Origin of the sequence: Nocardiopsis rhodophaea, assembly GCF_039530945.1 — a bacterium.
Classification (GTDB): Bacteria; Actinomycetota; Actinomycetes; order Streptosporangiales; family Streptosporangiaceae; genus Nocardiopsis_C; species Nocardiopsis_C rhodophaea.
Map to the genome: position 1 here is coordinate 88263 of NZ_BAAAPC010000020.1, position 22846 is coordinate 111108.

20 protein-coding genes, 1 tRNA gene, 1 rRNA gene and 1 riboswitch are annotated in these 22846 nt (G+C 66.3%); of the genes, 7 read left to right on the forward strand and 15 right to left on the reverse strand.

Features of this window, described 5'->3' with window-relative positions:
* The first annotated feature begins 42 nt into the window (after positions 1-42).
* The 4 genes from ABD259_RS20750 to ABD259_RS20765 all read left to right on the forward strand — a co-directional run bounded on the left by ABD259_RS20750 (position 43) and on the right by ABD259_RS20765 (position 8227).
* Entirely contained in the window at positions 43-2088 is a 2046-nt protein-coding gene (locus ABD259_RS20750) for a type I restriction-modification system subunit M (RefSeq protein ID WP_344164692.1), read from the forward strand.
* On the forward strand, positions 2085-3389 hold the full coding sequence (locus ABD259_RS20755) for a restriction endonuclease subunit S (protein ID WP_344164695.1): 1305 nt from the start codon (positions 2085-2087) through the stop codon (positions 3387-3389). The genes ABD259_RS20750 and ABD259_RS20755 overlap by 4 nt, the downstream gene beginning before the upstream one ends.
* On the forward strand, positions 3386-6535 hold the full coding sequence (locus tag ABD259_RS20760) for a type I restriction endonuclease subunit R (RefSeq protein ID WP_344164698.1): 3150 nt from the start codon (positions 3386-3388) through the stop codon (positions 6533-6535). The genes ABD259_RS20755 and ABD259_RS20760 overlap by 4 nt, the downstream gene beginning before the upstream one ends.
* Before the next feature lie 75 nt (positions 6536-6610).
* Positions 6611-8227, forward strand: a complete 1617-nt coding sequence (locus tag ABD259_RS20765) for a serine/threonine-protein kinase (protein WP_344164701.1) — start codon at positions 6611-6613, stop codon at positions 8225-8227.
* Positions 8228-8305: 78 nt separating this feature from the next.
* Here ABD259_RS20765 and ABD259_RS20770 read toward each other — a convergent pair whose 3' ends face one another.
* From ABD259_RS20770 to ABD259_RS20795, 6 genes are all read right to left on the reverse strand, one after another.
* Complete coding sequence (locus ABD259_RS20770; protein WP_344164704.1) at positions 8306-8998, reverse strand: restriction endonuclease subunit S domain-containing protein; 693 nt, start codon at positions 8996-8998, stop codon at positions 8306-8308.
* A 530-nt stretch (positions 8999-9528) separates the two neighbouring features.
* Positions 9529-10968 carry an HsdM family class I SAM-dependent methyltransferase gene (locus ABD259_RS20775; RefSeq protein ID WP_344164707.1) on the reverse strand — a complete coding sequence of 480 codons (1440 nt, stop codon included), beginning with the start codon at positions 10966-10968 and terminating at the stop codon, positions 9529-9531.
* Between the two features lie 54 nt (positions 10969-11022).
* Entirely contained in the window at positions 11023-11208 is a 186-nt protein-coding gene (locus tag ABD259_RS20780; RefSeq protein WP_344164710.1) for a hypothetical protein, read from the reverse strand.
* 403 nt (positions 11209-11611) lie between these two features.
* The gene (locus ABD259_RS20785) at positions 11612-12313 is read right to left on the reverse strand and encodes an ATP-binding protein (RefSeq protein ID WP_344164713.1); all 702 of its coding nucleotides are present in this window, start codon (positions 12311-12313) and stop codon (positions 11612-11614) included.
* A gap of 40 nt (positions 12314-12353) precedes the next feature.
* On the reverse strand, positions 12354-12557 hold the full coding sequence (locus ABD259_RS20790) for a hypothetical protein (protein WP_344164716.1): 204 nt from the start codon (positions 12555-12557) through the stop codon (positions 12354-12356).
* Between the two features lie 23 nt (positions 12558-12580).
* Positions 12581-13009: an AAA family ATPase gene (locus tag ABD259_RS20795; protein ID WP_344164719.1), complete on the reverse strand. Its 429-nt coding sequence runs from the start codon at positions 13007-13009 to the stop codon at positions 12581-12583.
* A 496-nt stretch (positions 13010-13505) separates the two neighbouring features.
* Between ABD259_RS20795 and ABD259_RS20800 the strand changes: the two genes are divergently transcribed.
* Positions 13506-14093 carry a hypothetical protein gene (locus ABD259_RS20800; RefSeq protein ID WP_344164722.1) on the forward strand — a complete coding sequence of 196 codons (588 nt, stop codon included), beginning with the start codon at positions 13506-13508 and terminating at the stop codon, positions 14091-14093.
* A gap of 308 nt (positions 14094-14401) precedes the next feature.
* Here ABD259_RS20800 and ABD259_RS20805 read toward each other — a convergent pair.
* The 4 genes from ABD259_RS20805 to ABD259_RS20820 all read right to left on the reverse strand — a co-directional run bounded on the left by ABD259_RS20805 (position 14402) and on the right by ABD259_RS20820 (position 16664).
* Positions 14402-14474, reverse strand: a tRNA-Ala gene (locus ABD259_RS20805).
* 175 nt (positions 14475-14649) lie between these two features.
* Entirely contained in the window at positions 14650-14772 is a 123-nt protein-coding gene (locus ABD259_RS20810) for a DLW-39 family protein (protein ID WP_017595396.1), read from the reverse strand.
* A gap of 344 nt (positions 14773-15116) precedes the next feature.
* On the reverse strand, positions 15117-15950 hold the full coding sequence (locus ABD259_RS20815) for a helix-turn-helix domain-containing protein (RefSeq protein WP_344107985.1): 834 nt from the start codon (positions 15948-15950) through the stop codon (positions 15117-15119).
* Between the two features lie 399 nt (positions 15951-16349).
* Positions 16350-16664, reverse strand: a complete 315-nt coding sequence (locus tag ABD259_RS20820) for a DMT family transporter (protein WP_344164725.1) — start codon at positions 16662-16664, stop codon at positions 16350-16352.
* Positions 16665-16685: 21 nt separating this feature from the next.
* A riboswitch (guanidine-III (ykkC-III) riboswitch) is annotated at positions 16686-16752 on the reverse strand.
* Positions 16753-16897: 145 nt separating this feature from the next.
* On the opposite strand from ABD259_RS20820, the gene ABD259_RS20825 reads away from it, so the two are divergent.
* A complete protein-coding gene (locus tag ABD259_RS20825; protein WP_344164728.1) occupies positions 16898-17206 on the forward strand; it encodes a helix-turn-helix domain-containing protein in 309 nt (102 codons plus the stop codon).
* A 293-nt stretch (positions 17207-17499) separates the two neighbouring features.
* Here ABD259_RS20825 and ABD259_RS20830 read toward each other — a convergent pair whose 3' ends face one another.
* The 4 genes from ABD259_RS20830 to ABD259_RS20845 all read right to left on the reverse strand — a co-directional run bounded on the left by ABD259_RS20830 (position 17500) and on the right by ABD259_RS20845 (position 21682).
* Positions 17500-17955 carry a DUF6176 family protein gene (locus ABD259_RS20830; RefSeq protein ID WP_344164731.1) on the reverse strand — a complete coding sequence of 152 codons (456 nt, stop codon included), beginning with the start codon at positions 17953-17955 and terminating at the stop codon, positions 17500-17502.
* 810 nt (positions 17956-18765) lie between these two features.
* The gene (locus ABD259_RS20835; RefSeq protein WP_344164734.1) at positions 18766-19716 is read right to left on the reverse strand and encodes a helix-turn-helix transcriptional regulator; all 951 of its coding nucleotides are present in this window, start codon (positions 19714-19716) and stop codon (positions 18766-18768) included.
* A 113-nt stretch (positions 19717-19829) separates the two neighbouring features.
* On the reverse strand, positions 19830-20741 hold the full coding sequence (locus ABD259_RS20840; RefSeq protein WP_344164737.1) for a class I SAM-dependent methyltransferase: 912 nt from the start codon (positions 20739-20741) through the stop codon (positions 19830-19832).
* Positions 20741-21682 (reverse strand): NAD(P)/FAD-dependent oxidoreductase, encoded by a 942-nt coding sequence (locus ABD259_RS20845; RefSeq protein WP_344164740.1) that lies wholly within the window; start codon positions 21680-21682, stop codon positions 20741-20743. The genes ABD259_RS20840 and ABD259_RS20845 overlap by 1 nt, the downstream gene beginning before the upstream one ends.
* An 80-nt stretch (positions 21683-21762) precedes the next feature.
* On the opposite strand from ABD259_RS20845, the gene ABD259_RS20850 reads away from it, so the two are divergent.
* Complete coding sequence (locus ABD259_RS20850; protein WP_344164743.1) at positions 21763-22359, forward strand: helix-turn-helix domain-containing protein; 597 nt, start codon at positions 21763-21765, stop codon at positions 22357-22359.
* Positions 22360-22723: 364 nt separating this feature from the next.
* Here ABD259_RS20850 and rrf read toward each other — a convergent pair.
* Positions 22724-22841: ribosomal RNA gene (rrf, locus tag ABD259_RS20855) — 5S ribosomal RNA — on the reverse strand.
* Positions 22842-22846: the final 5 nt, after the last annotated feature.

Here is a 22846-nt window from a genome sequence, read left to right on the forward strand (position 1 = left end):
CACCGTTGGCAGTCGCCCGAACGAACCAGGAGAAGGACTCCCTTGAACACAAGCAAACACACGGAGTTGGCGAATCGTGCCTGGAGCGTTGCCGATCTCCTGCGCGGCGACTACAAGCAGTCCGACTACGGCAAGGTCATCCTGCCGTTCACCGTACTGAGGCGATTGGAGTGCGTGCTCGAACCGACTCGGGAGAAGGTCTGCAAGCGACTGCTCGACTTCGCGGGCCAGGAGATCGACACCGATCGCTTCCTGCGGAAAGCCTCCGGACACGACTTTTACAACACCAGCGAATACACGCTGAAGAAGATTCTCCAAGATCCACCGCACCTCGCGAGGAACCTCACGGAGTACGTGGCCTCTTTCTCCTCAAACGCCCGTGAGGTGCTGGAGAAGTACGAGTTCGCGCAGCAGATCCGACGCCTGGACGGAGCCGGGCTGCTCTACAAAGTCATCGGGAAGTTCGCTGACCTGGACTTGCGCCCCTACCTACTGGACGAACACAACAACGTGGTCCGGGGCGATGACGGCAGGCCCGTGACCGTTGTCTCCAACCACCAAATGGGCTACATCTTCGAGGAGCTGATCCGCCGCTTCGCCGAACAGTCGAACGAGACGGCCGGTGAACACTTCACCCCGCGCGAGGTCATCGAACTGATGGTCAACCTGCTGGTGGCACCTGACGCGGATGGTCTGAGCACGCCAGGGGCCGCCCGTAAGGTCTTTGACCCGGCCTGTGGCACAGGGGGCATGCTCAGCGCGGCCGAAGAGCACATCACCGCGCTGAACCCGGATGCCACGGTCAAGGTGTACGGCCAAGAGCTCAACCCTGAGTCGTGGGCGATCTGCCGGTCCGACCTGATGATCAAAGGACAGAACCCGGATCGCATCGCCTTCGGAAATTCCTTCTCCGACGACGGACACCCGCAGGAAACGTTCGACTATCTACTGGCCAACCCGCCGTTCGGCGTCGAATGGAAAAAGGTCAAGGAAGCGGTCGAGTACGAGCACAAGGTGCTGGGTGAGTCCGGTCGCTTCGGCGCTGGCCTGCCGAGGGTTAATGACGGCTCGCTGCTGTTCCTGCAGCACATGATCTCGAAGATGAAGCCGGTGGAAGCATCTGGCGAAGGCGGAAGCCGCGTGGCGATCGTGTTCAATGGATCTCCACTTTTCACGGGTGGGGCGGAGTCTGGAGAGTCCAAGATTCGTCAGTGGATCCTGGAGAATGACTGGTTGGAGGCCGTCGTTGCCCTGCCGGACCAGCTCTTCTACAACACCGGGATTTCGACGTACTTCTGGATCGTGACCAACCGGAAGTCCCCTAACCACAAGGGCAAGGTCGTGCTGCTAGACGCCCGCGACTACTGGCAGAAGATGCGAAATTCGCTCGGCAGCAAGCGGAAGTTCATCACGCCGGATAAGATCGCTGAGATCACGCGCTTGTACGAGGACGCTCTGACGGAAACTGATGACGCGGAGTGCCTTTGGCGCGGCAAGGTGAAGGTCTTCCGCAACGAGGACTTCGGCTACCGGAGGATCACCGTCGAGCGCCCGCTCAAGCTCCGCTTCGATGTAACAGAGGAAACGCTGGCGGCGCTGGAGGAATCGAAGCCAGTACAAAAAATCCCGAACGCTTCCGCCTTCCTCGATGCGCTGCGCGCGATGGAGGGACGGTCCTGGGCGACGAAGCAGGAAGCGTGGCTCGCCCTGAAGGATGCAGTAATCGCCGCTGGCTTGACCTGGCCGACAGGCGCACCATTCAACAAGGCGCTACGAGACGCGATCGGTGTTCGGGATCCGGAAGGAGAGGTCCAGAAGGTCAAGGGCGCCCCAGAGCCAGACCCTGAGCTGCGGGACTTCGAGAATGTTCCGCTGGACGAGGACGTGGAGGAGTACCTCAAGCGTGAGGTACTGCCACATGTTCCGGACGCATGGATCGATCCCAGCAAGACGAAGATCGGGTATGAGATCCCGTTTACACGTCACTTCTATGTGTACGAGCCGCCGAGGCCCTTGGCTGACATCGACGCGGAGTTGAAGGAATTGGAAACGGAGATTCAGGAACTTCTGGGCGAGGTGACGGAATGAGCTCAGCACTCGGAATCCCTTTGCCAAACTCGTGGTCATCCGCACCCCTGAAGCATGTTACCTCGTTTCTCAACCGAGGTTCCGCCCCAACCTACGTTGATGAAGGGACCGTGCGAGCAGTCAGCCAGGCTGCGAACCAACCTGGTGGCCTGGATTGGACGCGTACCAGATTTCACGAATTTAGTGGCGACCCAAGGAAACTCAAGGGGTTCCTCCGCCCCAATGATGTGCTTATCAACTCGACAGGAACGGGCACGCTCGGGCGAGTCGGATACTTCGCGTATCCGCCGGATGGACGTCCATGCATGGCAGACAGCCACGTGACTATTGCACGAGCGAAGTCAGCCGAACTAGAGGCTCGATTCTTGTACTACTGGCTAAACTCTCGCCCCTTCCAAGAGTACGTTTATGCCGCACTCGTGGTCGGGGCGACGAACCAGATCGAGCTCAACAGAGATCGCCTAGGCGACGCGCCTGTTCCGCTTCCCCCTCTGGAGGAACAGCGCCGCATCGCAGACTTCCTCGATGCTGAGACCACCCGCATCGACCATCTTTCGAAACTTTCTAAATTGCTGCTCGAAAGGATTGACGAACGCGACCAGTCATTACGGAGTAGCCTTGTCGACCAATTGGCGACCAATGAGGGCGAGATCCCACTTCGCAGACTAACGGCACGAGTAGAACAAGGCTCTAGCCCTCAATGCGAATCTGCACCGCGCCAGGATCCCTTCGAATGGGGCGTCCTCAAGCTGAGCTCTGTGAAGCGGGGTGCCTTCGATGCCTCTGAGAATAAGAGGCTACCCGACGGGACCCAGCCCGTTCGCGACCACGCTGTAAGAGCGGGCGATCTTCTAGTGACTCGCGCAAACACCCCTGCTCTTGTAGGGGATACTGCCGTCGTGCATGACGACTGCGAAAAACTGTTGCTTCCAGACCTCATCTACCGTGTCGTCCTGTTACCTGGAGTCCGTCCCGACTATGTCATGCAGGTGGTTCTGAGCGGAAGAACTCGCTCGCTCATTGAGTCTGTCGCACGGGGATCATCGCAATCGATGGTCAAGCTTCGAGGCGAGGATATTAAAGCGTGGCCCATCCCTATCGCCACCCCATCTCAGCAGGATTCTCTCGTTCAGAGAATTTCGCGCGAAACTGAGATATCGAATAAATTGCGCACCAAGATATGGCACCAGCAAACCCTGCTCACTGAACGCCGCCAAGCCCTCATTACCGCCGCTGTCACCGGACAGATCGACGTCTCTACCGCCAGCGGACGCAACGTCACGGAGGGAATCCCGTCATGAACCCCGTCCATCACGAGTCCGCGTTCGGCGATGCAATCGTCGCCTCGATGCTGGAACGCGGCTGGCAGGAAGGAAATCCCCGCGACTATCGTCCCGACCTTGGTCTGGACACCAACCAGCTCTTCACTTTCATCGGCGCGACCCAGCCCACCGAGTGGAACGATCTCCTCGCCCTCTATGGCAACGATCCCGACGCCGCCCAAGCCGGATTCGCCAGACGGCTGGACCAGGCCATCGCCACGGACGGCCTTCTCACTGTCCTCCGCAAAGGTGTGAAGGACCGCGGCGTGCTGATCCGCGTCGCCTTCTTCAAGCCCAACCTCGTCCTCTCCGACTCCGTTCTCGACGCTTACCGCGCCAACCGGCTCACCGTCGTCCGGGAGCTCGAATACGCGACCAAGCAAGCTGACCAGGGCAACCGGCTCGACCTCACGCTCTTCCTCAACGGAATCCCGGTCGCCACCGCCGAGCTCAAGAACCCGCTCACCGGCCAGGGCGTCGAGCAGGCCAAGGAGCAGTACCGGTCGGACCGCGATCCCACCGAGCTGATCTTCACGCGCCGCGTGATCGCGAACTTCGCCATCGACCCCGACCTGGTCTTCATCACCACCCAGCTCCGCGGCGCCAAGACTCGGTTCCTCCCCTTCAATACCGGCTCGAACGGGCCTGGCCGCCCCGGCGGCGCTGGCAACCCCGCCCCGACGACCCCCGGCACCTACGCCACCTCCTATCTCTGGGAACAGATCTGGCAGCGGGACAACTGGCTCGACCTCCTCGAACGGTTCGTCCACATCCATAAGTCCAAGACCCCTGGCGGCGCGACCACCAAGACGGTGATCTTCCCCCGCTACCACCAGTGGGACGTCGTCAAGAAACTCACCGCCCACGCCGCCCGCCATGGTGCCGGGCACAACTACCTGGTCATGGCCTCGGCCGGCTCGGGTAAGTCGAACACCATCGCCTGGCTGGCCCACCGGCTCAGCGACCTGCACTCCGCTTCCGACGCCGTCGAGGGCGTGGAGCCCGGCGTCCCGGTCTTCGACAAGATCATTGTCATCACCGACCGCCGCAACCTCGACGCACAGCTACGCGAGACCGTCGGCAGCTTTGAGCAGACCGCAGGCCTGGTCGTCCCGATCGATGAGAAGCACGGCGCCAAGTCCGAGCAGCTCGCCCAGGCGCTCTCGCAGGGCTCCGGGAAGATCATCACCGTCACGCTGCACACCTTCCCCGCCCTCCTCGCCTACCTCAAGCGCGATCCGAAGGAGATCCAGGGAAGCCGGTTCGCGGTCATCATCGACGAGGCGCACTCCTCCCAGTCCGGCGACGCGGCGAGCTCCGTCCGCGCCGCCCTACGCGATCTCGGTCTGGACGCCGACTCCGAGGACGCCGGGGCCACCACCGTCGACGCGAAGTTGAAGAAGAAGGCCCTGGAACGCAGCCAGGCCAAGAACCTCTCCTACTTCTCGTTCACCGCCACACCCAAGGCCAAGACCCTCGAACTCTTCGGCACCCTCGACACCATCGACGGTGTGACGGCGTACTGGCCCTTCCACACCTACTCCATGCGGCAGGCGATCGAGGAGGGGTTCATCCTCGACCCGCTGCGCAACTACGTCACCTACAACACCTACTGGAAGCTGGTCAACGAGAACCCTGACGAACGCGAGGTCGACCCGACCAAGGCGAACCCTCTCCTCGCGCGCTACGCCTTGACCCATGCCTCGACCGTCTCGCAGCACGCCAAGGTCATCGTCGAGCACTTCCGAGCGCACACGAAGGGGCGCCTCGGCGGACGGGCCAAAGCGATGGTGGTGACCGCCTCGCGGCAGAGCGCGGTCCAGATGGCCCGCGCCATCAAGCAGTACATCGGCGATAACCGCTACCCGGGGATCGGCGTGCTCGTCGCCTTTTCCGGCACCCTCAACTACGAGGGGGAGGAGACCACCGAGTCGAAAGAGAACGGTGGCCTGCCGGAGGGTGCTCTACCGAAAGCGTTCGCCTACACCCGCGCCGACGACAAAGCGACCCGATCCGGCGGCCCCGGACAGCCCGAGTACCGGATCCTGGTCGTCGCGGAGAAGTACCAGACCGGGTTCGACCAGCCCCTGCTGACGACGATGTACGTCAACAAGAAGCTGACCGGTATCTCGGCCGTCCAGACCCTGTCCCGCCTCAACCGCACCGCCGAGCGCAAGGACCAGAGCGACCTGGCCGTGCTCGACTTCGCGAACGAGGCCGAAGACATCCAGGCCGCTTTCCGCCCATACTACGAGGAGGCGGACACACTCCCCTCCGACCCGAACCTCCTCTACACCGCGCAGAGCCGGGTCATGTCCCCACCGATCCTCGTCGAGCAGGAAATGCACGACTTCGCCGAGGCGTACCTCGCGGCCGAGGAGAAAGCCGAGGGGTCGCAGGCGAAGTGGAAGAAGCTCCATGCCGATCTGTATCGGCTGCTCGCCCCGGCGGAAGCACGGTTCACCGACCTGGTCGACAGCGAGGATGGGGACGACCGCGAGACCGCCGAGCAGTTCCGGGCGGACCTGAAGGACTACGTCCGCAAGTACGGTTTCCTCTCGCAGATCGTCCCCTACCAGGACTCTGAACTCGAGCGGCTCCACCTCTACGGCCGCCACCTGCTCAACCGGCTGCCGCGCCGCTCCGACGGTGGCGTCGACGTCGGCGACATCGACCTCAGCCACATGCGGGTGGAGAAGACCGGTGAGCACAACCTCAGTCTGTCTCCCGAGGGAGCCGAAGCGCTGCCAGGGTTCGGCGACGGATCCGGCGGGGCGAAGGAAGCGGAGAAGTCCCTGCTGTCCGAGCTGATCGAGCGGTTCAACGAGAAGTACGGCACGGACTTCACCGACCAGGACGTCCTCCAGCCGTTCAACGAAACCGTGTCCGAGCCCAGGGTCCGACTGGCCGCTGTCGCCAACAACGACCAGGAGAACTTCGGGGTCGTCTTCGACGAGGTCTTCGAGGACAAGATGGCCGACCATATCGACACCATCGCCGGTTTGGGGCGCCAGTACTTCGGGCCGGACAAGAGTTTCCGCAGTTCGCTCAACCGCAGCGCCCGCAGCGCGGCGTGGCGCCTGATCAGGGAGCAGGAGGGCGTCGTCGACGACGAGGTGGCCTGACCCGTCCCGTCCAGCGCCCCTCATGAGTCAGTCGGTGCGTGGCGCTGGACGGACGATCTTCGCTATACGTAACACTTGTCGCACTATCTGTCGTATGCGAGCGAGAGCGGGGAAACGGTGCCGGAAGAGCCGATCGCTGGACGCTATGAGCTGATCGAGGAGATCGGCTCCGGTGGCATGGGCGCGGTATGGCGCGGCTACGATGCCGTGCTGGACCGTGAGGTGGCGGTCAAGCGGATCCGTCACGACGAGGTCATGTCGCCTGAAGCGGCCGAACACTTCGCGCAGCGCTTCACACGCGAAGCCCGCGTCACGGCTCGTATTCGGCACCACGGTGTTCCGCAGGTCTACGACGCTGTGCTGGAGAGCTCATACGACCAGGTCTACCTGGTGATGGAGCTGGTCCGTGGCGTGTCGCTGCGGGCCTTCATCGATCCAAACCACCCCTTGCCCATCGCCTGGGCCGCGGCCATGGCCGCGCAGGTCGGCACCGTCCTCTCCCACGCCCACTCCGTTCCCGTCGTGCATCGCGACCTCAAGCCGGACAACGTCCTGGTCGCCGACGACGGCACCGTGAAGGTGCTCGACTTCGGGATCGCCGCCATTCTGCGCAAGGGCGTCACGAAGCTCACCGTGGCCGGCACCTACGTGGGAACAGCCGAGTACATGGCCCCCGAACAGGTGCGCTGCGCGAAGGTGACGCCGCGGACCGACCTGTACGCACTGGGCTGTCTCCTGCACGAACTGCTGTGCGGCCGGCCCCTGTTCGACGGCCCCAGCGACTTCGATTTCCGGCAACAGCATGTGTCTGCGCCGCCCCGGCCGCTGCGTGAACTGCGGCCGGACGTGCCCCCCGAGCTGGAGAAGCTGGTTCTGGAGCTCCTGCGGAAGAACCCCGAGCGGCGGCCGACCGACGCCTACGCCGTCTACGAGCGGCTGCTGCCCTTCCTTCCGCCGCCCGGATCGTCCCCGCCTGCGGCGGACGGGCGGCTGCGCACTGTTCCGGACCCCACCCTCATGTACCGACGGCCGAACGCTCCGCGCCCGCAGGGCGAAGAGGCGCCGACGGTGCCCGACCCCACCGCCGTCGGACCGTCCGGGCCGCCGAGCACCGCGCCCGACACCGGGCTACGCGACGCGATCAAGGGCGCGGTCGAGCATGCCAACACCTTGCTGGAAGGCGATCGCTTCAGCCAGGCGGCGCAGGTGCTCCAGGATGTGATCACTCCGGCGGCGAACCTCCTCGGTTTGGAGAGCCCACGTGTCCTGTGGCTACGCATGCGCCGTGCACTCATCCTGCAGGTCGGTGAAGACACGCGCCGTGCGCTGGCCGAATTCGACGCCCTGGCGGCCGCCTACGTGCGCGCCGCAGGCAAGGCGAGCCCGGAAGCCCTGGAATGCCGGCGCATGGCCGCTTACTGCCGCGCCGAACTCGGCCAGGCGACGGCGGCCCTGCGACAATTTCGCGAGGTGCTCGACCGCTTGCGGTCCGAGGAGGGCGACGTGTCGCCCACCGCTCGGGACGTGCGGAAGAACATCGCTCTTGTGCTCCTGTCGGAGGGCGACATCGACGCAGCGATCGACGTCCTCGAACCACTCCACCAGGACCTGTGCCTGGTGAACGGACTGGACGACGAGGAAACCAAGGAGATCGAAGACATCCTCTTCCGGGCACGCGGCGCACGGGACTGACGCGCGTGCCACGCAGGGCCCACGGACCGGGCGACGCGTCGTCCAGACGGGAAGTCCCGCCCATCGGTGCTCCGGCGGTCACGACGCCGCGCTGCTGCCTCGTGAGGTAATCTCACGCAGGAGCGATACGCGAAGCCGCGTCAGGGTGCGGTTCTCGTCCAGCGCTTTCAGCGCTCGGTCGTGCAGCGGCTGCGCCACTCGGTGGAACCGCTGACGTACCTCCGCTTCGGGCCACAGGACCTGAAGCCGTGAAAAGGCCAGCCGGCTGATCTCGCGCGCCTGTTGGCCCTGGGCGGCCTTTGGGAGTTCGTCACTGCGGGAGCGAAGCTCGTGCAGGAGCCACCATTGGTCCAAGCCGTCAGACGGGCGAACCGCGAGGACACCGCGGTTCGGCGTCATGGAGGTCGACGTGACGGCGGCGCGCGCTCCCTCGGGTCGGGGGCAGACCAGGACTGTTCCCGGTGGGCACACTGACCGCGGATCCGCGTAGCCGTGGTCGGCCGCCTCGTCGATGTAGGGCGGGTTGGCCGCCAGGACCTCGGCCGGGCTCACGCGTGCCGTTGTCACTGCGTCCGCCTTGGGCGACTTCGGCGGGGGGCTGCCGGTCACCGCATCGGCGACTTCGCCGAAGGAGCGGGACGTCCACTCCGCTCCGTGCCGCCTCCAGGCGTCGAAGTACGCGTCGGCCAAGGCGATGGCGTCGGCAGCGATCGCATCGTTGAGCTCGGTTTTCTCGTCGATCAGGTCGAACAGCCGGAGGATTCTGTCCATGTGCCCCGGTGGCGGGAGGGCCGCCGGCATTTTCTTCAGCGCGTCGATACTCAGCGTCGCCTCGACGTGGGCCGATGTCTCCCGCCTGATCCACGCCTGCGCGATCGGGGTCTGGAGCCAGATCCTCAGCCACCGTGTCTCTCTGCGATGCGCGCACCTAAGGATGCCGACCGAGCGTGTGGCGATCCAGTCATTATGCTGCGGCGTGACGAGGGCGGCCTCCCCTGCCCGGTCGCCCACCAGAACAAGGGCCAGGTCGCCCGTACGCAGGATCGGTCGACCGGTTGTCAGCCGTCGTCGGCCGACGACAGTGGGTTCATCATGGGGTTCGTCGCATGTGATGCGCCCGCCACGGATATCTCCCGAGCGAACCACGGCATGGCCACGAGGCAGACCTCTCCCCTTCTCGTTGGCCCCGTAGGTGGCCTTCTCTGTGGCCATCGCGCCGACGGTCGTGCGACCCCAACCTTCGAACAGCTCCGACGCCTCCGGGAGGGGAGGCGTGTCCGGGGTGATTCTGAGGTCGCGCGTCACAGCTCGTCCAAGGCACGTCGCAGTTTGGCTTCCAGGTCGCGCGCCTCCTCGAATCTCTTGTAGAGCTCCCCGGTGAGTTCGACTATGCGCTGCTGCGAGCTTCCGTTCGCGTCTCCCGGTGCGTCGGTGTGGTTGGGGGGCAACAGGTTATAGCCGCCGTCGGCGAGCTCCTGAAGGGTGCGGGAACGGCACCATCCGGGCTCGTCCCCGTATGCGTCGACCTCCTGAAGGGGTGCGGACCGAGGAACTCCTCTCCAGATTGCCAGCGTGTGCAGAATTCGCTCGATGCCGTCGGGATCAAGGCGCCACCGCCGACTGTTGCCGATCTGTTCGGAGGCACCCCGGGCATTGATGAACAGGACCTCACGATTGCGGTCGACGCCGCCCACACCCTGTGGACTCTTGTCGCGATTCAGTAACCAGAGGCAGCAGGGGATCCGCACGTGCGGGAAGAGCCCTGGCGGCAGGGCCACCACGCACTCGACGAGATCGTCGGTGACCAGTCCTTCCCGGATCACGCGATCGGCCTTCCGGATGTTGTCGGCGGCTCCGTCGGCCATGAGCACGGCGGCTCGTCCACCGGGGGCGAGTGCGTGCGCGATGTGCAGAATCCAGGCGAAGTTGGCGTCGCCGCGTCGCGGCCTCGTGTACCGCGACCACCGCGGGTCATCGTCGTCCAGGGTGCCGTCGGGCGCCCAGGAGGCCGCGTTGAACGGCGGGTTGGCGAGCACGACGTCGAACCCCTCGGACGTCGGCTCGGCGAGGCTGTCCATCGGCGGCGCTAGATCGGCCTTGACCCCATGGGCGTCGAGGTTCATGCGCGCGATCTGCAGGGTGCCCGCGTGCAGGTCCTGACCGGTCAGCGATGGACGGACATCGAGGGTCGTGTGGCGACGCATGTGGAGGACCGCTTCAATGAGCAGGCCTGCCGACCCGCAGGCGGGGTCGAGTATCCGGTGTGTGTCACGCGGCTCGACCGCTTCCACCATCAGTCGGGCGATGTCGCGGGGGGTGAAGTAGTGTCCGCCTGTGGCCTGGGAGTCCGACAGGTTCCGCAGGCAGTGCTGGAGGAGGTCACCCAGCCCCTCAGCGCGATCGATCACCCTGATCAGCTGCCGGAGATCACTGTCGACGGTGGCAGGAAGGCTCGGCACGTTGCCCTTGCCTCGTTCGGACTCGTCCGCCGCGGTCTGCTGATGCAGCCATTCGCTGAGGAACCCTCGCACGTACGGACCCACCCGCGGGTCCTTGTCCGTCCGGTCGGTGAGCCACCGCCAGGATGGCCGACTGGATTCACGGGCGCGGTCCTCCCGCGCCGCCCAGCGCGCGTAGACCAGGGAGACGACGATGCGCCAGGCGTCCTGCTCGTTGAGTCGGCTGCCGATTCTCGCCGCCAGCTGGTGGACGTGGGGCGCCACGTCATTCGGACTTCTCACACTCACTCCCCACCGTCGTTGCTTGTCGTCCGTCATGGCGCCCCTCGCGCTCGTTCATACGAGCCCGAGAGTGGACATGACCAGAAGGACGAGCGGTAGCGTAGCGGCGAACGCCGTCGCCCCCGTCTGGATCGCCGCCGGCAAGCTCGATCCGCCAAGGGTCATGAGAATCCCGGCCAGAAGGGCCACGATCACGGCCACCAGTGCCGCCACGGTGACGAGCAACAGCTTCCGCTCCATGCGCAACTCCTCACGATCTTGGTGCACCGTGCGGCGCCACCACAGCGCCACACGGGGATGCCTGGCGCCCGGTTCCGCTATCAACCGGGCACTAGGAACCGTAGGACGGCGCGGACGGAGGCGGTATGTAGCACTCTGTTTGGGATTTTCCCTTGGCGTGAACCCCACCTTTTCCGCAGTCGCTTCGTAGCACCCCGTTTGGGATGGGGTGCTACATGATCCCCCACCGACGCGATCGATGGATTCGGAGCCCCGAGATCTCCATGCCTGACAAAGCGTCCGCGCCGACAGGTCGTGGAGCGGACCACGGGGGGGTACGGTGTAGGGCTTCACGGCGCTCAGAGGCCATAGAGGGTGGAAAGGTCGACAAGGAAGACGTCATCACGGCGGTCGGCCAGTTCGATCAGGTCCCCGTAGAAGCCGTGCAGCGAGTCCAGAGCCAGCGTGGCCTCCTCGGTGCCATACCCCTGATCGGCCAGCAGGGTGCGGATGCGTTCCAGTCGTTCCAGATCCCCGGTTCCGCGGGGGCCACGGTCGCCTTGGCCTCGCCGAGGAGTGCGATCTTCGCGCGGGGCGCCTGCGGGCGCTCGCCCGCGGCCAAGGCGATGACGTCGACCTCGTGCTTAGTGCGGGCAGCCGGGTCGGCGACCTCCGTGGTTCCGACGGGGCCGGGAAGCCCGCCCGGCAGCAGAGCGTGAGCGTAGCGGCGGGTGAAGTCACGGGCCAGATCCTCGAAGTGCGGGCCGAGGATCTTGGAGTTGAACGTCGGGGCGGCTGTCTGCCACACCCGGTCAGCGAACCCCTGTTCCACGGCGGTGGCGTGCGGCAGAGTGATCAGCTGGTTGAACCGGATCACCGGGTCGGCGAGAGTGATGACCGGGTGCCGGGATCGCAGGATGTCCTGCTCCCGTCGGACGTACCCCGCCGACTCCAGGATGCCCAGCGGATGGGCGACGGCGTTGCGGGGCCGCTCCAGAGCCGCGCCGATTTTGGTCGGCGTACTGGCGCCCCGGGCGATGGCGGTGAGGATGTCGTAGTAGAGGGTGTGCTGCGTGATCCGCGGGTCCTCACGCAGCAGGTACTCGGTCTCCGTGCGCGAGTACACTGCCCGGCCGGGGTCGAGGAGGGTACGGGTGAGCCAGGTGTCAAAGCCCTCGCCGGGGTGTGGGCGCGGCCACCGGCCGGTAGCCGGGGGCTCCGCCCAATACAGCGTGCACCTTCAGCGCGATCAGCGGGTCGTCGATCTGCCAGAAGGCCCGGCTGTCCCGGTAATCGAAAGCTCCCAGGCGCAGGTCGACCACAGCCCGGCCGCGCAGCGGCTTCGTGCCCGACAGCAGTTCGTGCATCACGCTCGTCGCGGAACCACACAGGATCAACCGCGGCCCCGCCCCGGCACTGGGCCGCGCTGGCGCTCATCGTAGAGCTGCTGCAACAGGCCCGGTATCTCAGGCGAGTGCTGCAGCAGGTAGGGCAGCTCGTCGATCACCAGGAGCGGATGCGGAGACCGGGACACCGCGTCAAGGGCGTTGGACAAGACATCGCGCCAGTCGGTCAGGTGCAGGCTGCCGGGCCGCAAACTTGCGTGGGCGGCGACGGCGTCACTGAACCTCTGGATCGCCGGAAGTCGTCCCTCCTCCCTGACCGCGGTCACATACAAACCGCCGACCTGCTCGGACAGGGCCTGCAGAAGGTACGACTTGCCGTGTCGCCGACGTCCCGAGACGATAGCGAGCCGCATCGCGGGATCCGTGTCAGCGAGAAACTCGGCGAGCAGGTTCCACTCGCGGTCCCGCTCAACCACGTCATCACGGCTTCGCCGGCAGGCTCTCGACCACAGGCCCTCCCACATACCGACTGCGACGGATTCTGTCTAAGTCTAATTCGACATCTTCCGTCTCACTCGGCTTCCCCACAGGGGGCACCATGACCTGAAGAGGTGGCGATCCTGCACCACCCAAATGATCGATCGTGAGCGACCCACGAGGCCATGTTGACGGGGGTTCACGAGCACGATGTCGCAGGTCGCAGATATAGGCGCTGCCAGGCCGTCCCTGCGCCGGCGGACGCGAATCGGCCTCGGGAAGGTGGGCATCAAGGTCGATCGGCGCGATCTGACCCGTGCCCCTATGAACGTCCGGGCCTGTCAGCGGCGGCCAGAGCGGGGAACCGCAGCCCGAGCTTAGGGGCTGTGCCACTGCTCACAATCGGTCAAGCTGGCATTTCTCCGGGCAAAATAGAGCGCCGTGGCTATCAGGATGGAAGTCCCACCCCCAACAACGAAAGTGAAGGTAGCCTCCGTGCGTCTTCTTCAGCCTGCCGCCTTGCTGGCGATCGTCCTGCTCACCGCCTCGGGATGCGGCATGATGCAGTCAGCCGACGGTGGTGAATCCGAGGGATCCGCCTCCCCTCCTCCCGCCCAGACGGATGACCTCCGCAACGACGAGCACGACAACGAGAGCGCGGACGACAGCTCGAACGACGAGGAAAAGGCCGACAACGAGAACAGGGGCGAGGACTCAGAGGCCGAGGCGCCCGAGAAGGGGGTGCTGGGGTCATGGATGCCCGACGGGAGCGGCACCAACACCGCCAGCATCACCTACCTCCAGTTCGAGGAGGACGGTGGGGTGGGCCTGCTCGGTGACCCGACCACCGACGACCCGAGCGCCCAGGGCATGATCCAGATCTGCAAAGGTCCCTTCGACCCCGAGACCGAACCGCCGTTCGACTTCACCGTGAGGTGCGCCGATCTGGCCAACCCCGAAGCAGAAGGCGCTACCTACAGCGGCTCAGCCAGCCTCACCGCAAAGAGCACGCTTCAGGTCAAGTGGAGCACCGGCAAGACGAGCACCCTCTCCTACGCGGGCATGATCGACCCCGACGATTAATAGGACGAACTTTGTCCCGGCCGCACTGACCAGAGAGCTTGGCGACAGCCCGGCGAGCTGCCAATGAGGAAGGGCCCCGACACAGGTGTGGATCCTTGAGGTCAACACCTGAAGGAAGTCCGGAGGCCCTTGTGGTGCACTCAACGGCGAAACAGCGGGGCTCGCGCCACCCCGACCCACGTGAGTCGACCACTGCGTGTGCGGAGGTGCGGCGCCCCGCCGAACGAGGTGCGATGAAAGTGCAACGGCCACTCTCCGCGTACGCGGAGAGTGGCCGTTCTCGCTGTGTTGACATGCGTCAACGTGAGTGGAGCCAAGGGGAGTCGAACCCCTGACCTCCGGTATGCAAAACCGGCGCTCTGCCAGCTGAGCTATGGCCCCAGGCGCGGCTGATCAGAGCATACCGCCCTGCCGGAGTAACCCGGTGCCGGTTTTGGTGGCTGACCCGAGAGGCGCGGGCGCCGCAAGGGGACAAACGTCCGCCCACGGCCCCTGGGACAACAGTCGACAGCCACTGACACGTCGGACGTGCCGTGGCTGACGACCAGTGGTGCTTCTAGTTTTCGCTGGCCGCCGTGGCTTCCGTCCACAGGTCGAGCTCGGCGCGGTCGGCCTGGATCTTGCGATAGACGGCGAACGCCCCGAGGGCCACCAGCACCAGGACAATGATCTTCTTCACGGTGTTGGACCCTTTCTTGAATCACGGATATACGGGTCGGTTGACGTCACGCGACTCTTCAGACCGGGTGGGATCCGACGCTGCCCAATCCATGGACGTGCGGCCGGGCGCCTTCCCCGTCTACCGAGCGGTAGGCGTCACTAGAGAACTTTATGGGGTTGTCTCCCTGCAGACTAGCAACATAGGCGCCCGCTCCCCCGTCGCCCGGTGTGTTTCGGCACTCCTTGGCCAACCGCGACCGGGGGTACCACCGTGTTCTCCCCTTTCCGACCCGCACCGATTCGCTCCGGTCCGACCAGATTCGGCCAGAGACCGGCGTGTCGTCCCCGCGCTCAGGTCAACGCTCAGGTCAACAGGGACAGGCGTTTCAGGGTCGTGATGGTGTCCTCGGGGGAGATCGCGGTGGCGACCACCTGGCGCCAGACCTGCTGGCAGTCCTTGACCGCCTCCTCGGACTCGACGATGCCGCCGCCGTGGGTGGCGTCGACGAAGGCCAGGGAGGCCTCGCCCTCGTCGAACTCCAGCACGGTGAACGGCCCGGCGGACCCGGCGTGCAGACCCGCCGCCGTGGGCAGCAGCTGGATGGTGACGCGGTCGTGCTCCCGCGCCAGTTCGATGAGGCGGCGCAGTTGGGTGTGGAGCAGGTCGGGATCGGAGCCCACCCGCCGCAGCGCGTCCTCCTCCAGGACAGCGTGGTAGCGCTGGAGGTTGTCCCGGTCGAGCACCTCCTGGCGTTTGAGGTAGGCCGCGACCATCCGCTCGGCGGCCCGCTCGCCGCGCCCCTGCGAGCGGGCCACGGCGGCGGTGTACTCCGGGACCTGAAGCAGGTCGGGAACCAGCATCCCGGCGTAGGTGTCGATCGCGATCGCGCCGGCCTCGTTACCGACGTAGGCGGAGGAGAGGACGTCCTCGTACTCGGTCCACCACGGGCGCAGGCGGGATTCGCGGACCATCGTGAGGATGGCCTCGCGTTGGCCGCCCGTCACCCCGTAGAGCTTGAGCAGTGCGGAGACCTCCATGACCGACGGCCACTTGCGGATCCCCGTCTCGATATGCCCGAGTTTGGCGGGCGACCATTCGAGCACATCGGCAACGTCACTGAGTGTCATTCCGGCTTGGACACGCCGCCGACGCAGTTCTGCGGAGAGGCGGCGGCGTCGAACAGTGGGGCTCGTCATGGCGTCTTATCCGTACACGCTGAGTACCGGTCCTGTAGCAACTAGAGAAGCACTTGACCTAGCCTCTAGCAATGCGTTTCTAGAAATCGGCGCACGATCGGCGGCTTTTCTTTGTTCATCGAAGTCATCACCCCGTTCGACCACCTGGTTCGCGGGAGGGAGGATGACCAGCGTGACCCCAGTGGCGACCGGTAATCGCCCGTTGTGCCCGCTCGAATTCCGGTCCGACAGGCATGGCCACTCCGGCCGACCGCATCCGACGACGTTGCGTCGACGCGCCCGCAGGGCCGCTCGACCGCGCGTCGACCCCCGGCGCCAGCCCGGAAGGCAGCGGAGGAACGAGAGCCAGGGAGGGAGTGGGAGGCAGTGCAGGAGTGGGAGACCGTGCAGGAGCGAGAGTCAGTGCAGGAGCTTGAGGCCGATGATGCCGCTGATGATCAGCGCCAGGCAGATGATCCGCGCCACGCTGACGCCCTCACCCAGCCACGTCATCCCGACGATGGCCGTGCCGACCGCGCCGATACCCACCCACAACGCGTATCCCGTGCCGACCGGAATGGAGCGCAGCGCCAGTGCCAACCCAGACATGCTCAGCACGAGCGCAACAACGAAGACGACCGACGGCCAGAGACGGCTGAACCCCTGCGAAGCCGAGAGGGCGGTCGCCCACACGGTTTCCAGCAGACCAGACAGAACCAGCAGTACCCACGCCATTGCGCGCCCCGTCCTTCCAGGTCCGCGCCGTCTTGTCGTGCCGGGTACGGCGCACCTCGTCCGGGGCGGGCTTGCTGGGCACCGCCAATGACACCGATAACACCACACAGAGGGCGGCCGCGCACCCTCCTGACCCGGTGATCCACGCCACCACCGTCCCCGTCGCTGGAAAGCGCGTACGATGCAGGGTGGATTGCCGGGGGTATAAACCCCCTGTACACGCTAGGAACCCAATGAGCTATCCGATTGACGACACCGAGCAGCTGATCGCGAACGCCGAGGAGGAGCTGCCGCCCTCCACCCGCGCGCGGTTGATCGCCAAGCTGCGCAAGGGCATGCACATCGACGATGCCGCCCGCGAGCTGGGGGTGAGCCCGCAGCGCGTCTTCTCCGCCGCGCGCATCCTCGGCCACTTCGGCGAGCAACTCGACGCGACCCTCACCGCCGAACGCGATCCCGATCTGCCGCACGGGACGGTCACGGGTTATAACAAGCGGTGCCGCTGCCCCCAGTGCCGAGCAGCGGTAAATCGTAGGATCTAACGCTCTTCGGCCCAATTCACACCTCGGCAATCCCGCTGTTCACAGAGAATTATCCGTTGTGATACGGCGCCTCAGGCTTATCGATCTTGAACCTGGGGAAATCGCTCACCATGAACGAGCGTGTGGACTGGGCCGCGATGAGCGATGAAGAGTTCATGGCGCTGCTGCGCCAGCTGATGGAATCCCCCGGCAGCGTGGATTCCGAAGAAGACTAGCCACCACCGCACTTCCCCCGCGGAGGGTACCGCCCTCCGCGTATCGAGTCGTGTCCGAGCGCCGAGCGCGTACCTCCCTCACGACTCGTGCGACGCGTCGTGGCCCGGCCCCTCAGGAACCGCCCAGGACATGATCGCCTCCAGCACCGGCTCGGGAAGCAGCAGCAACAGGGGCTCGGCACGCTCATGCCCGGGGGTCTTGGCCCGGCGCGCGTAGGCCACGTGGTCGCGGTCGATGGGACGTTCCGGGTGCAACCCGCTGCCACCGTCCCCCGCAATCTCCAACCAGTAGATCCACTCGCCGTTGTCGTCCGCGAAGTAGAAGACGCACTCGACCGCCATGCGCTCGGCGTCCAGGCTGGCCAGGCACTCCTCCCGGCGCTGCTCCAGCATCCGCATCCAAGCGTCGAACTCGGCCCGCCGCCCAGGGCGGATGCGGTGCCGGGTCAGCTCGACCTTGAGGCCGGGTGGGACCGTGGCGGGACGTTGTTCCGGCAGTTGCTCCGGCATCTCCTCCGGCATCTCCTCCGGCATGGATGTCCTTCCGTAGGGCCCCGGGGCGACCGGTCGGCGTTCGGACATCGTGCCCCACAACGACACGTCCCACAACGAAGAATCCCGGGACGACGGCGGCTCCGACCCTGCCACGCGGACACGCGCGCTGTCACACCGATATCTCACCCGCGAGAACACGCCGCCGTGCCCGCGATCCGCACACGGGACCGCATCGCCCATAGCCGGGTCCGGGTACTGAATGCAAACGCGCCCACAGCTCCATCCCGTCCCCGACCAGCGGAAGCTCCACTACCGTGTCGTGCCTGGCAAAGGTCACGTCCTTGACCACGGCCACAGCGCCCTCGCCCGGCCCCAGGAGCAGCCGATCAGGCCGCAACACCACCTCCCACCGCCCCTCGGCCGGGAGGCGCCCCCTGCGGGGGCCAGCCGCCCCAGGGCGCACCACACTCTCCCCGCGCGGAACTCACCCGGCAGGACGTGGTCCGTTCTGTGAATGAACCAACGGAGTCCCGAAGGCCGGGGCATGCTCCAGGAAGTTTGGTGTGACGCCTGCCAGCTCGTCGGCAAGAGGTGGGGAACTCAGCCGGCCAAGCTCTACAAACGCTCGAGAGGCCGAGTTGTTGTCGGCCCAAGCGCATAGGCGTTTCCGCAGTTCATGGTGGTTTCGTGTCATCCGCCCGCGACGATCTGAGCGGACGATCCCGGCGTCGGACCGGTTCCTGTCCTCCGCCGACGAGCCGTTGGCCCCTGGACGGCAGACATGGTTGACCGAGCGATGTGTGGACATCGCGCCCAATCGACCCGGTGCCCACTGCGGTGCCGCATTGCTCACCGCACCGCGCGACCGAGTCGGTCGGCCATGTCACGGATGCGCTCCACGAGTTCCGCGGGTTCCAGCACCTCGAAATCGCAACCCATCATGGCCAGGTGGATCGCGAGCATGTCGAGCGTCCCTGCCCCGGTGCGGAGCTCACACGACGTCGCATCGACGGGTTTCAGCGCTCCCGACAGCGCCGACACCCGCTCCTCGGCTTCGACGAGCGGGACGCGCAGGATCACCCGCGCCTGGTACTCGTAGGCATCGCTCGACACGCCCCGCCACACGAGGTCGACCGCGTCCTCGGGCGGGGTTCGCGGGGGGACGCGCGGCCCCGTCGACATTGGCGGCTGGATCCGGTCCACGCGGAAGGTCCGCCAGTCGTCCCGGTCGATGTCCCAGGCCAGCAGATACCACCGACCGGAGGCGTTGACCAGCCGATGCGGCTCCACGGTGCGCCGGGACTCCTCGCCCGCATGATTCCGGTAACCGAACCGCACCCGCTCGGAGTCCCGGCACGCCCCCGCGATCGCGGTGAGGACGTCGGCATCCACTGTCGCTGCCGCCCGCAGCAGCGGCACGGTGAAGGTGTGCAGGGCGTTCGCCCGGCGCCGCAGTCGCGCCGGCAGCACCTGCTCCAGCTTGGCCATCGCCCGCACCGAGACCTCCTCGATGCCGGTGACCGACCCGCCAGCCGCCGTGCGCAGGCCGACCGCGACGGCGACAGCCTCATCGTCGTCGAGCAGAAGCGGCGGCAGCACGGCTCCGGCCCCCAGCCGGTAACCCCCGGCCACCCCGGGCGTACCGTGCACCGGGTAGCCCAGGTCGCGCAGCCGCTGCACGTCGCGCCGGACCGTTCGCGGCGTCACCCCGAGCCGCTCGGCGAGGTCCGCGCACGGCCAGTCGCGGCGGGACTGCAGGAGGGACAGGAGCCGCAGGAGGCGCGTCGATGCGTCGGACATACGCCCACCCTCCCGCAGATCACGGACAGGAAATGACCGCGAACCTCGTCCTCCGGGCCGGTCCTGTCATGCCAGACCTGTGTCGCCGTCCCGACGGGTCCCGATGGGACCTGTCATCGCCCGGCCCGACGCCCGTAGTGCACGGTCGTCGCCGCCAGCAGGAACACGTCCTGCCGTCGGTCGACAGCCGCGGCGTCGAGCGGGTCGAGCAGGCGGTCGAGCGTCGTCAGGTCCTCGGCGTCGAGGAGTTCACCAACCGCCTGGCGATACCGCTCCAGAACCAGCCGCACCAACCGCCGAGGCCCGTCGTCCAGCGGTGCCGGGTGGTCGACGAGAAAAGTCCGGCTCCGCACCTCGGTGAGCCCCGCGGCGCGCAGCATGCCGGGCCAGTCCTCGGCCACCGCGACCGATCCGGGCAGCTCGTCCCGCATCTGGCTGAACCGGTCGGCCATCGCCGCGTCCAGGCGCTCCTGTAAGCCGGGCCTGCCGAAGCCGAGGTCGCGCGGGAGGTAGCGGGATGGGAGCCCGCCCTCGGCGATGGCCAGAACACCACCGGGGGTGAGCAGTCCGGCCAGCTGGTGAAGAGCGGCCTGCTGGTCGCCGACGTGGTGCACGACCTGCGCCGACCACACGACGTCGGCAGATCCCACATCGGCGACCCCGTCCGGAAACTCGGCCGTCCGTGTCCCCAGCCGGACGCCGAGACGCTTGGCGCGTTCCTCGGCGCGGATCAGGAGTTCCGGCGCGTTGTCAACCGCGATCACTTCGGCCCCCGGAAACGTCGACGCCAGCTGGCAGGCCGCGACGCCCGGGCCGCTGCCGATGTCTAGGATCCGTCGCGGCGACCGGTAGTCCAACTCAGCGAGGGCCTGGCGCACGTACGAGCTGTTGGTCTCGCCCTGCACCTCCAGCAGGTCGGCCATGGCCACCCAGTCGGAGTCGGCGTCGCGGTGGCCGTGGTGGTCCCCGAGCTCGTGGGGGTCGTGCTGGTGGCAACCGTCCTGGTCATATCCGTTCGCGCTCATCACACCCGCTCCCTCTCCCCCAGGTCGTCTTCGACAAGGTCCATGTTGACCGCAAGCGCCGCCTTCGCCCCGGCCGCCGCCGAGGTCACCACCAGGGCACCGGGCTCCACCAGATTGCCGACCGCCCACACACCGGACACACTGGTGCGTCCGCTCGCGTCGACGCGGATCCGGCCGTTGTCCTCGCGCTCGCAGCCCAGGCCGGAGAGCGAGGCGTCGTTAGGCACGAACCTGGGCGGCACGAAGAGCGCGGACCTCGCCACCATGGTCCCGTCCGCCAGCCGCACGCCGCGAAGCTCGTCATCGTGGATGACCAGCCCGGTGACCTCGCCGTCCAGGATCCGTACACCGCGCGCGAGCAGTTTGGCTCGGTCCTCATCGTCGATAGCCTCGGCGAAGAACACCACGTCGTCCGACAGCTGGCGGACCAGCAGTGCCTGGTGCACGGCCATCGGCTGCCAGCCGAGAACACCCAGCGGCTGGTCGCGGACCTCCCACCCGTGGCAGTAGGGGCAGTGCAGGACGTCCCGCGCCCAGCGTTCCCGAAGTTCGGGAATGTCGGGCAGGGCGTCGCGCAGCCCGGTCGCCGCGATCACGCGCCGCGTCCGCACGGTGCGGTCGGACAGCTCGACCTCGAAACCATTTCCAGGGTTCGTCTCGCCGCACCCGAAATCGATGCGCCGCACCGCGCGCACCTCGTCCGGGACGATCCGCCCACCGTAGCGCTCGACCTCTGCCCGGCCGACCGCCAGCAGCTCGCCCGGCGGCGTTCCGTCCCGGGAGACGAACCCGTGCACCTGCCCTGCGGGCGCGTTGCGCGGGTTGCCCCGGTCGACCACCAGCACCCGGCGGCGGGCTCTGGCCAGGATGAGCGCGGCGTTGAGTCCGCCAGCGCCGCCACCGATAACGACGACGTCTTCTTCCATTCCGATGGTTTCCAAGGATGACCACCTCCTGGCGTCGACCATGCGCCAAGCGGGGGTAGATTGACAAACCTTGTTGCTGTTTCTGCAATAGGGGAATGGATGATGTGCTCGCCGCTGTTGGACCGCGGCTCAAACGCATCCGGCAGCAGCGCAACTGCACCCTCGCGGCGCTGTCGGAGATCACCGGCATCTCGGTCAGCACGCTGTCCCGGCTGGAGTCAGGGCAGCGCAAACCGAGCCTGGAGTTGCTCCTTCCGATCGCCCACGCCCACCAGGTTCCACTGGACGAGCTGGTGGGCGCACCGCCGGTCGGTGACCCGCGGGTGCGGCTGAAGCCGATCAAACGCGGGGACTCGACAGTGGTGCCGCTGACCCAGCAGCCGGGCGGAGTGCAGACCTACAAGATGGTCATCGGCACTACGCGCAGCACACCTGAGCCGTGTACGCATGAGGGCTATGAGTGGCTGTACGTGCTCAGCGGCAAACTGCGGTTGGTCCTGGCTGAGCACGACCTCGTGCTCACAGCGGGGGAGGTGGCCGAGTTCGACACGCGTCTGCCGCACTGGTTCGGCAGCACCGGAGAAGCGCCGGTGGAGATCCTGAGTCTCTTCGGGCCGCAAGGAGAACGAATGCATGTCCGCGCGCGGCCCCAGCACCGTACCGAGGGGATTCGTCGCGAAGGGCGAGACTAGTAGCCGATCGGGGTCGAACATAGGGGGTTTCACGGGCGGGTGCTCACCCATCGTTCCGCTGAACATCGCGCGCACCGATCGATCAACACCAATCCGGATCGCCAGACCCATCACCCGACCCGCCCCCTGCAGCCGGAGGGCACGCCCCGGCCCGGCCGCTTGCGCTGCTCGGACCCGGGCCGCCCTGGCGCCCGCCCAGGCGCCTGCGGGGGCTGGGGTGGTGGGCTTCCCGGGGCCCCAGCCCCAGCAGCGGCCCTTCCGCGGCATGCACAAACCCCGCACCCCCGGGGGGTTTCACACAATCACAAACCCAGGCAACAAAAAAGTGGGGACCGCCCCACAGGACGATCCCCACCAACAAAACGCGCGGCAGCGACCTACTCTCCCACCCCCACCATGAAGGCAGTACCATCGGCGCAGGGAGACTTAACGACCGGGTTCGGAATGAGACCGGGTGTACCCCTCCCGCCATAACCACCGCAACCCT

What these genes read in the sequence shown, in the direction of transcription:
- ABD259_RS20850 (WP_344164743.1), top strand. Translation starts at nt 21,763, where the DNA reads ATGGATGATGTGCTCGCCGCTGTTGGACCGCGGCTCAAACGCATCCGG.
- ABD259_RS20840 (WP_344164737.1), bottom strand. Translation starts at nt 20,741, where the DNA reads ATGAGCGCGAACGGATATGACCAGGACGGTTGCCACCAGCACGACCCC.
- ABD259_RS20835 (WP_344164734.1), bottom strand. Translation starts at nt 19,716, where the DNA reads ATGTCCGACGCATCGACGCGCCTCCTGCGGCTCCTGTCCCTCCTGCAG.
- ABD259_RS20760 (WP_344164698.1), top strand. Translation starts at nt 3,386, where the DNA reads ATGAACCCCGTCCATCACGAGTCCGCGTTCGGCGATGCAATCGTCGCC.
- ABD259_RS20755 (WP_344164695.1), top strand. Translation starts at nt 2,085, where the DNA reads ATGAGCTCAGCACTCGGAATCCCTTTGCCAAACTCGTGGTCATCCGCA.
- ABD259_RS20830 (WP_344164731.1), bottom strand. Translation starts at nt 17,955, where the DNA reads ATGCCGGAGGAGATGCCGGAGGAGATGCCGGAGCAACTGCCGGAACAA.
- ABD259_RS20770 (WP_344164704.1), bottom strand. Translation starts at nt 8,998, where the DNA reads ATGGACAGAATCCTCCGGCTGTTCGACCTGATCGACGAGAAAACCGAG.
- ABD259_RS20815 (WP_344107985.1), bottom strand. Translation starts at nt 15,950, where the DNA reads ATGACGAGCCCCACTGTTCGACGCCGCCGCCTCTCCGCAGAACTGCGT.
- ABD259_RS20780 (WP_344164710.1), bottom strand. Translation starts at nt 11,208, where the DNA reads ATGGAGCGGAAGCTGTTGCTCGTCACCGTGGCGGCACTGGTGGCCGTG.
- ABD259_RS20825 (WP_344164728.1), top strand. Translation starts at nt 16,898, where the DNA reads ATGAGCTATCCGATTGACGACACCGAGCAGCTGATCGCGAACGCCGAG.
- ABD259_RS20820 (WP_344164725.1), bottom strand. Translation starts at nt 16,664, where the DNA reads ATGGCGTGGGTACTGCTGGTTCTGTCTGGTCTGCTGGAAACCGTGTGG.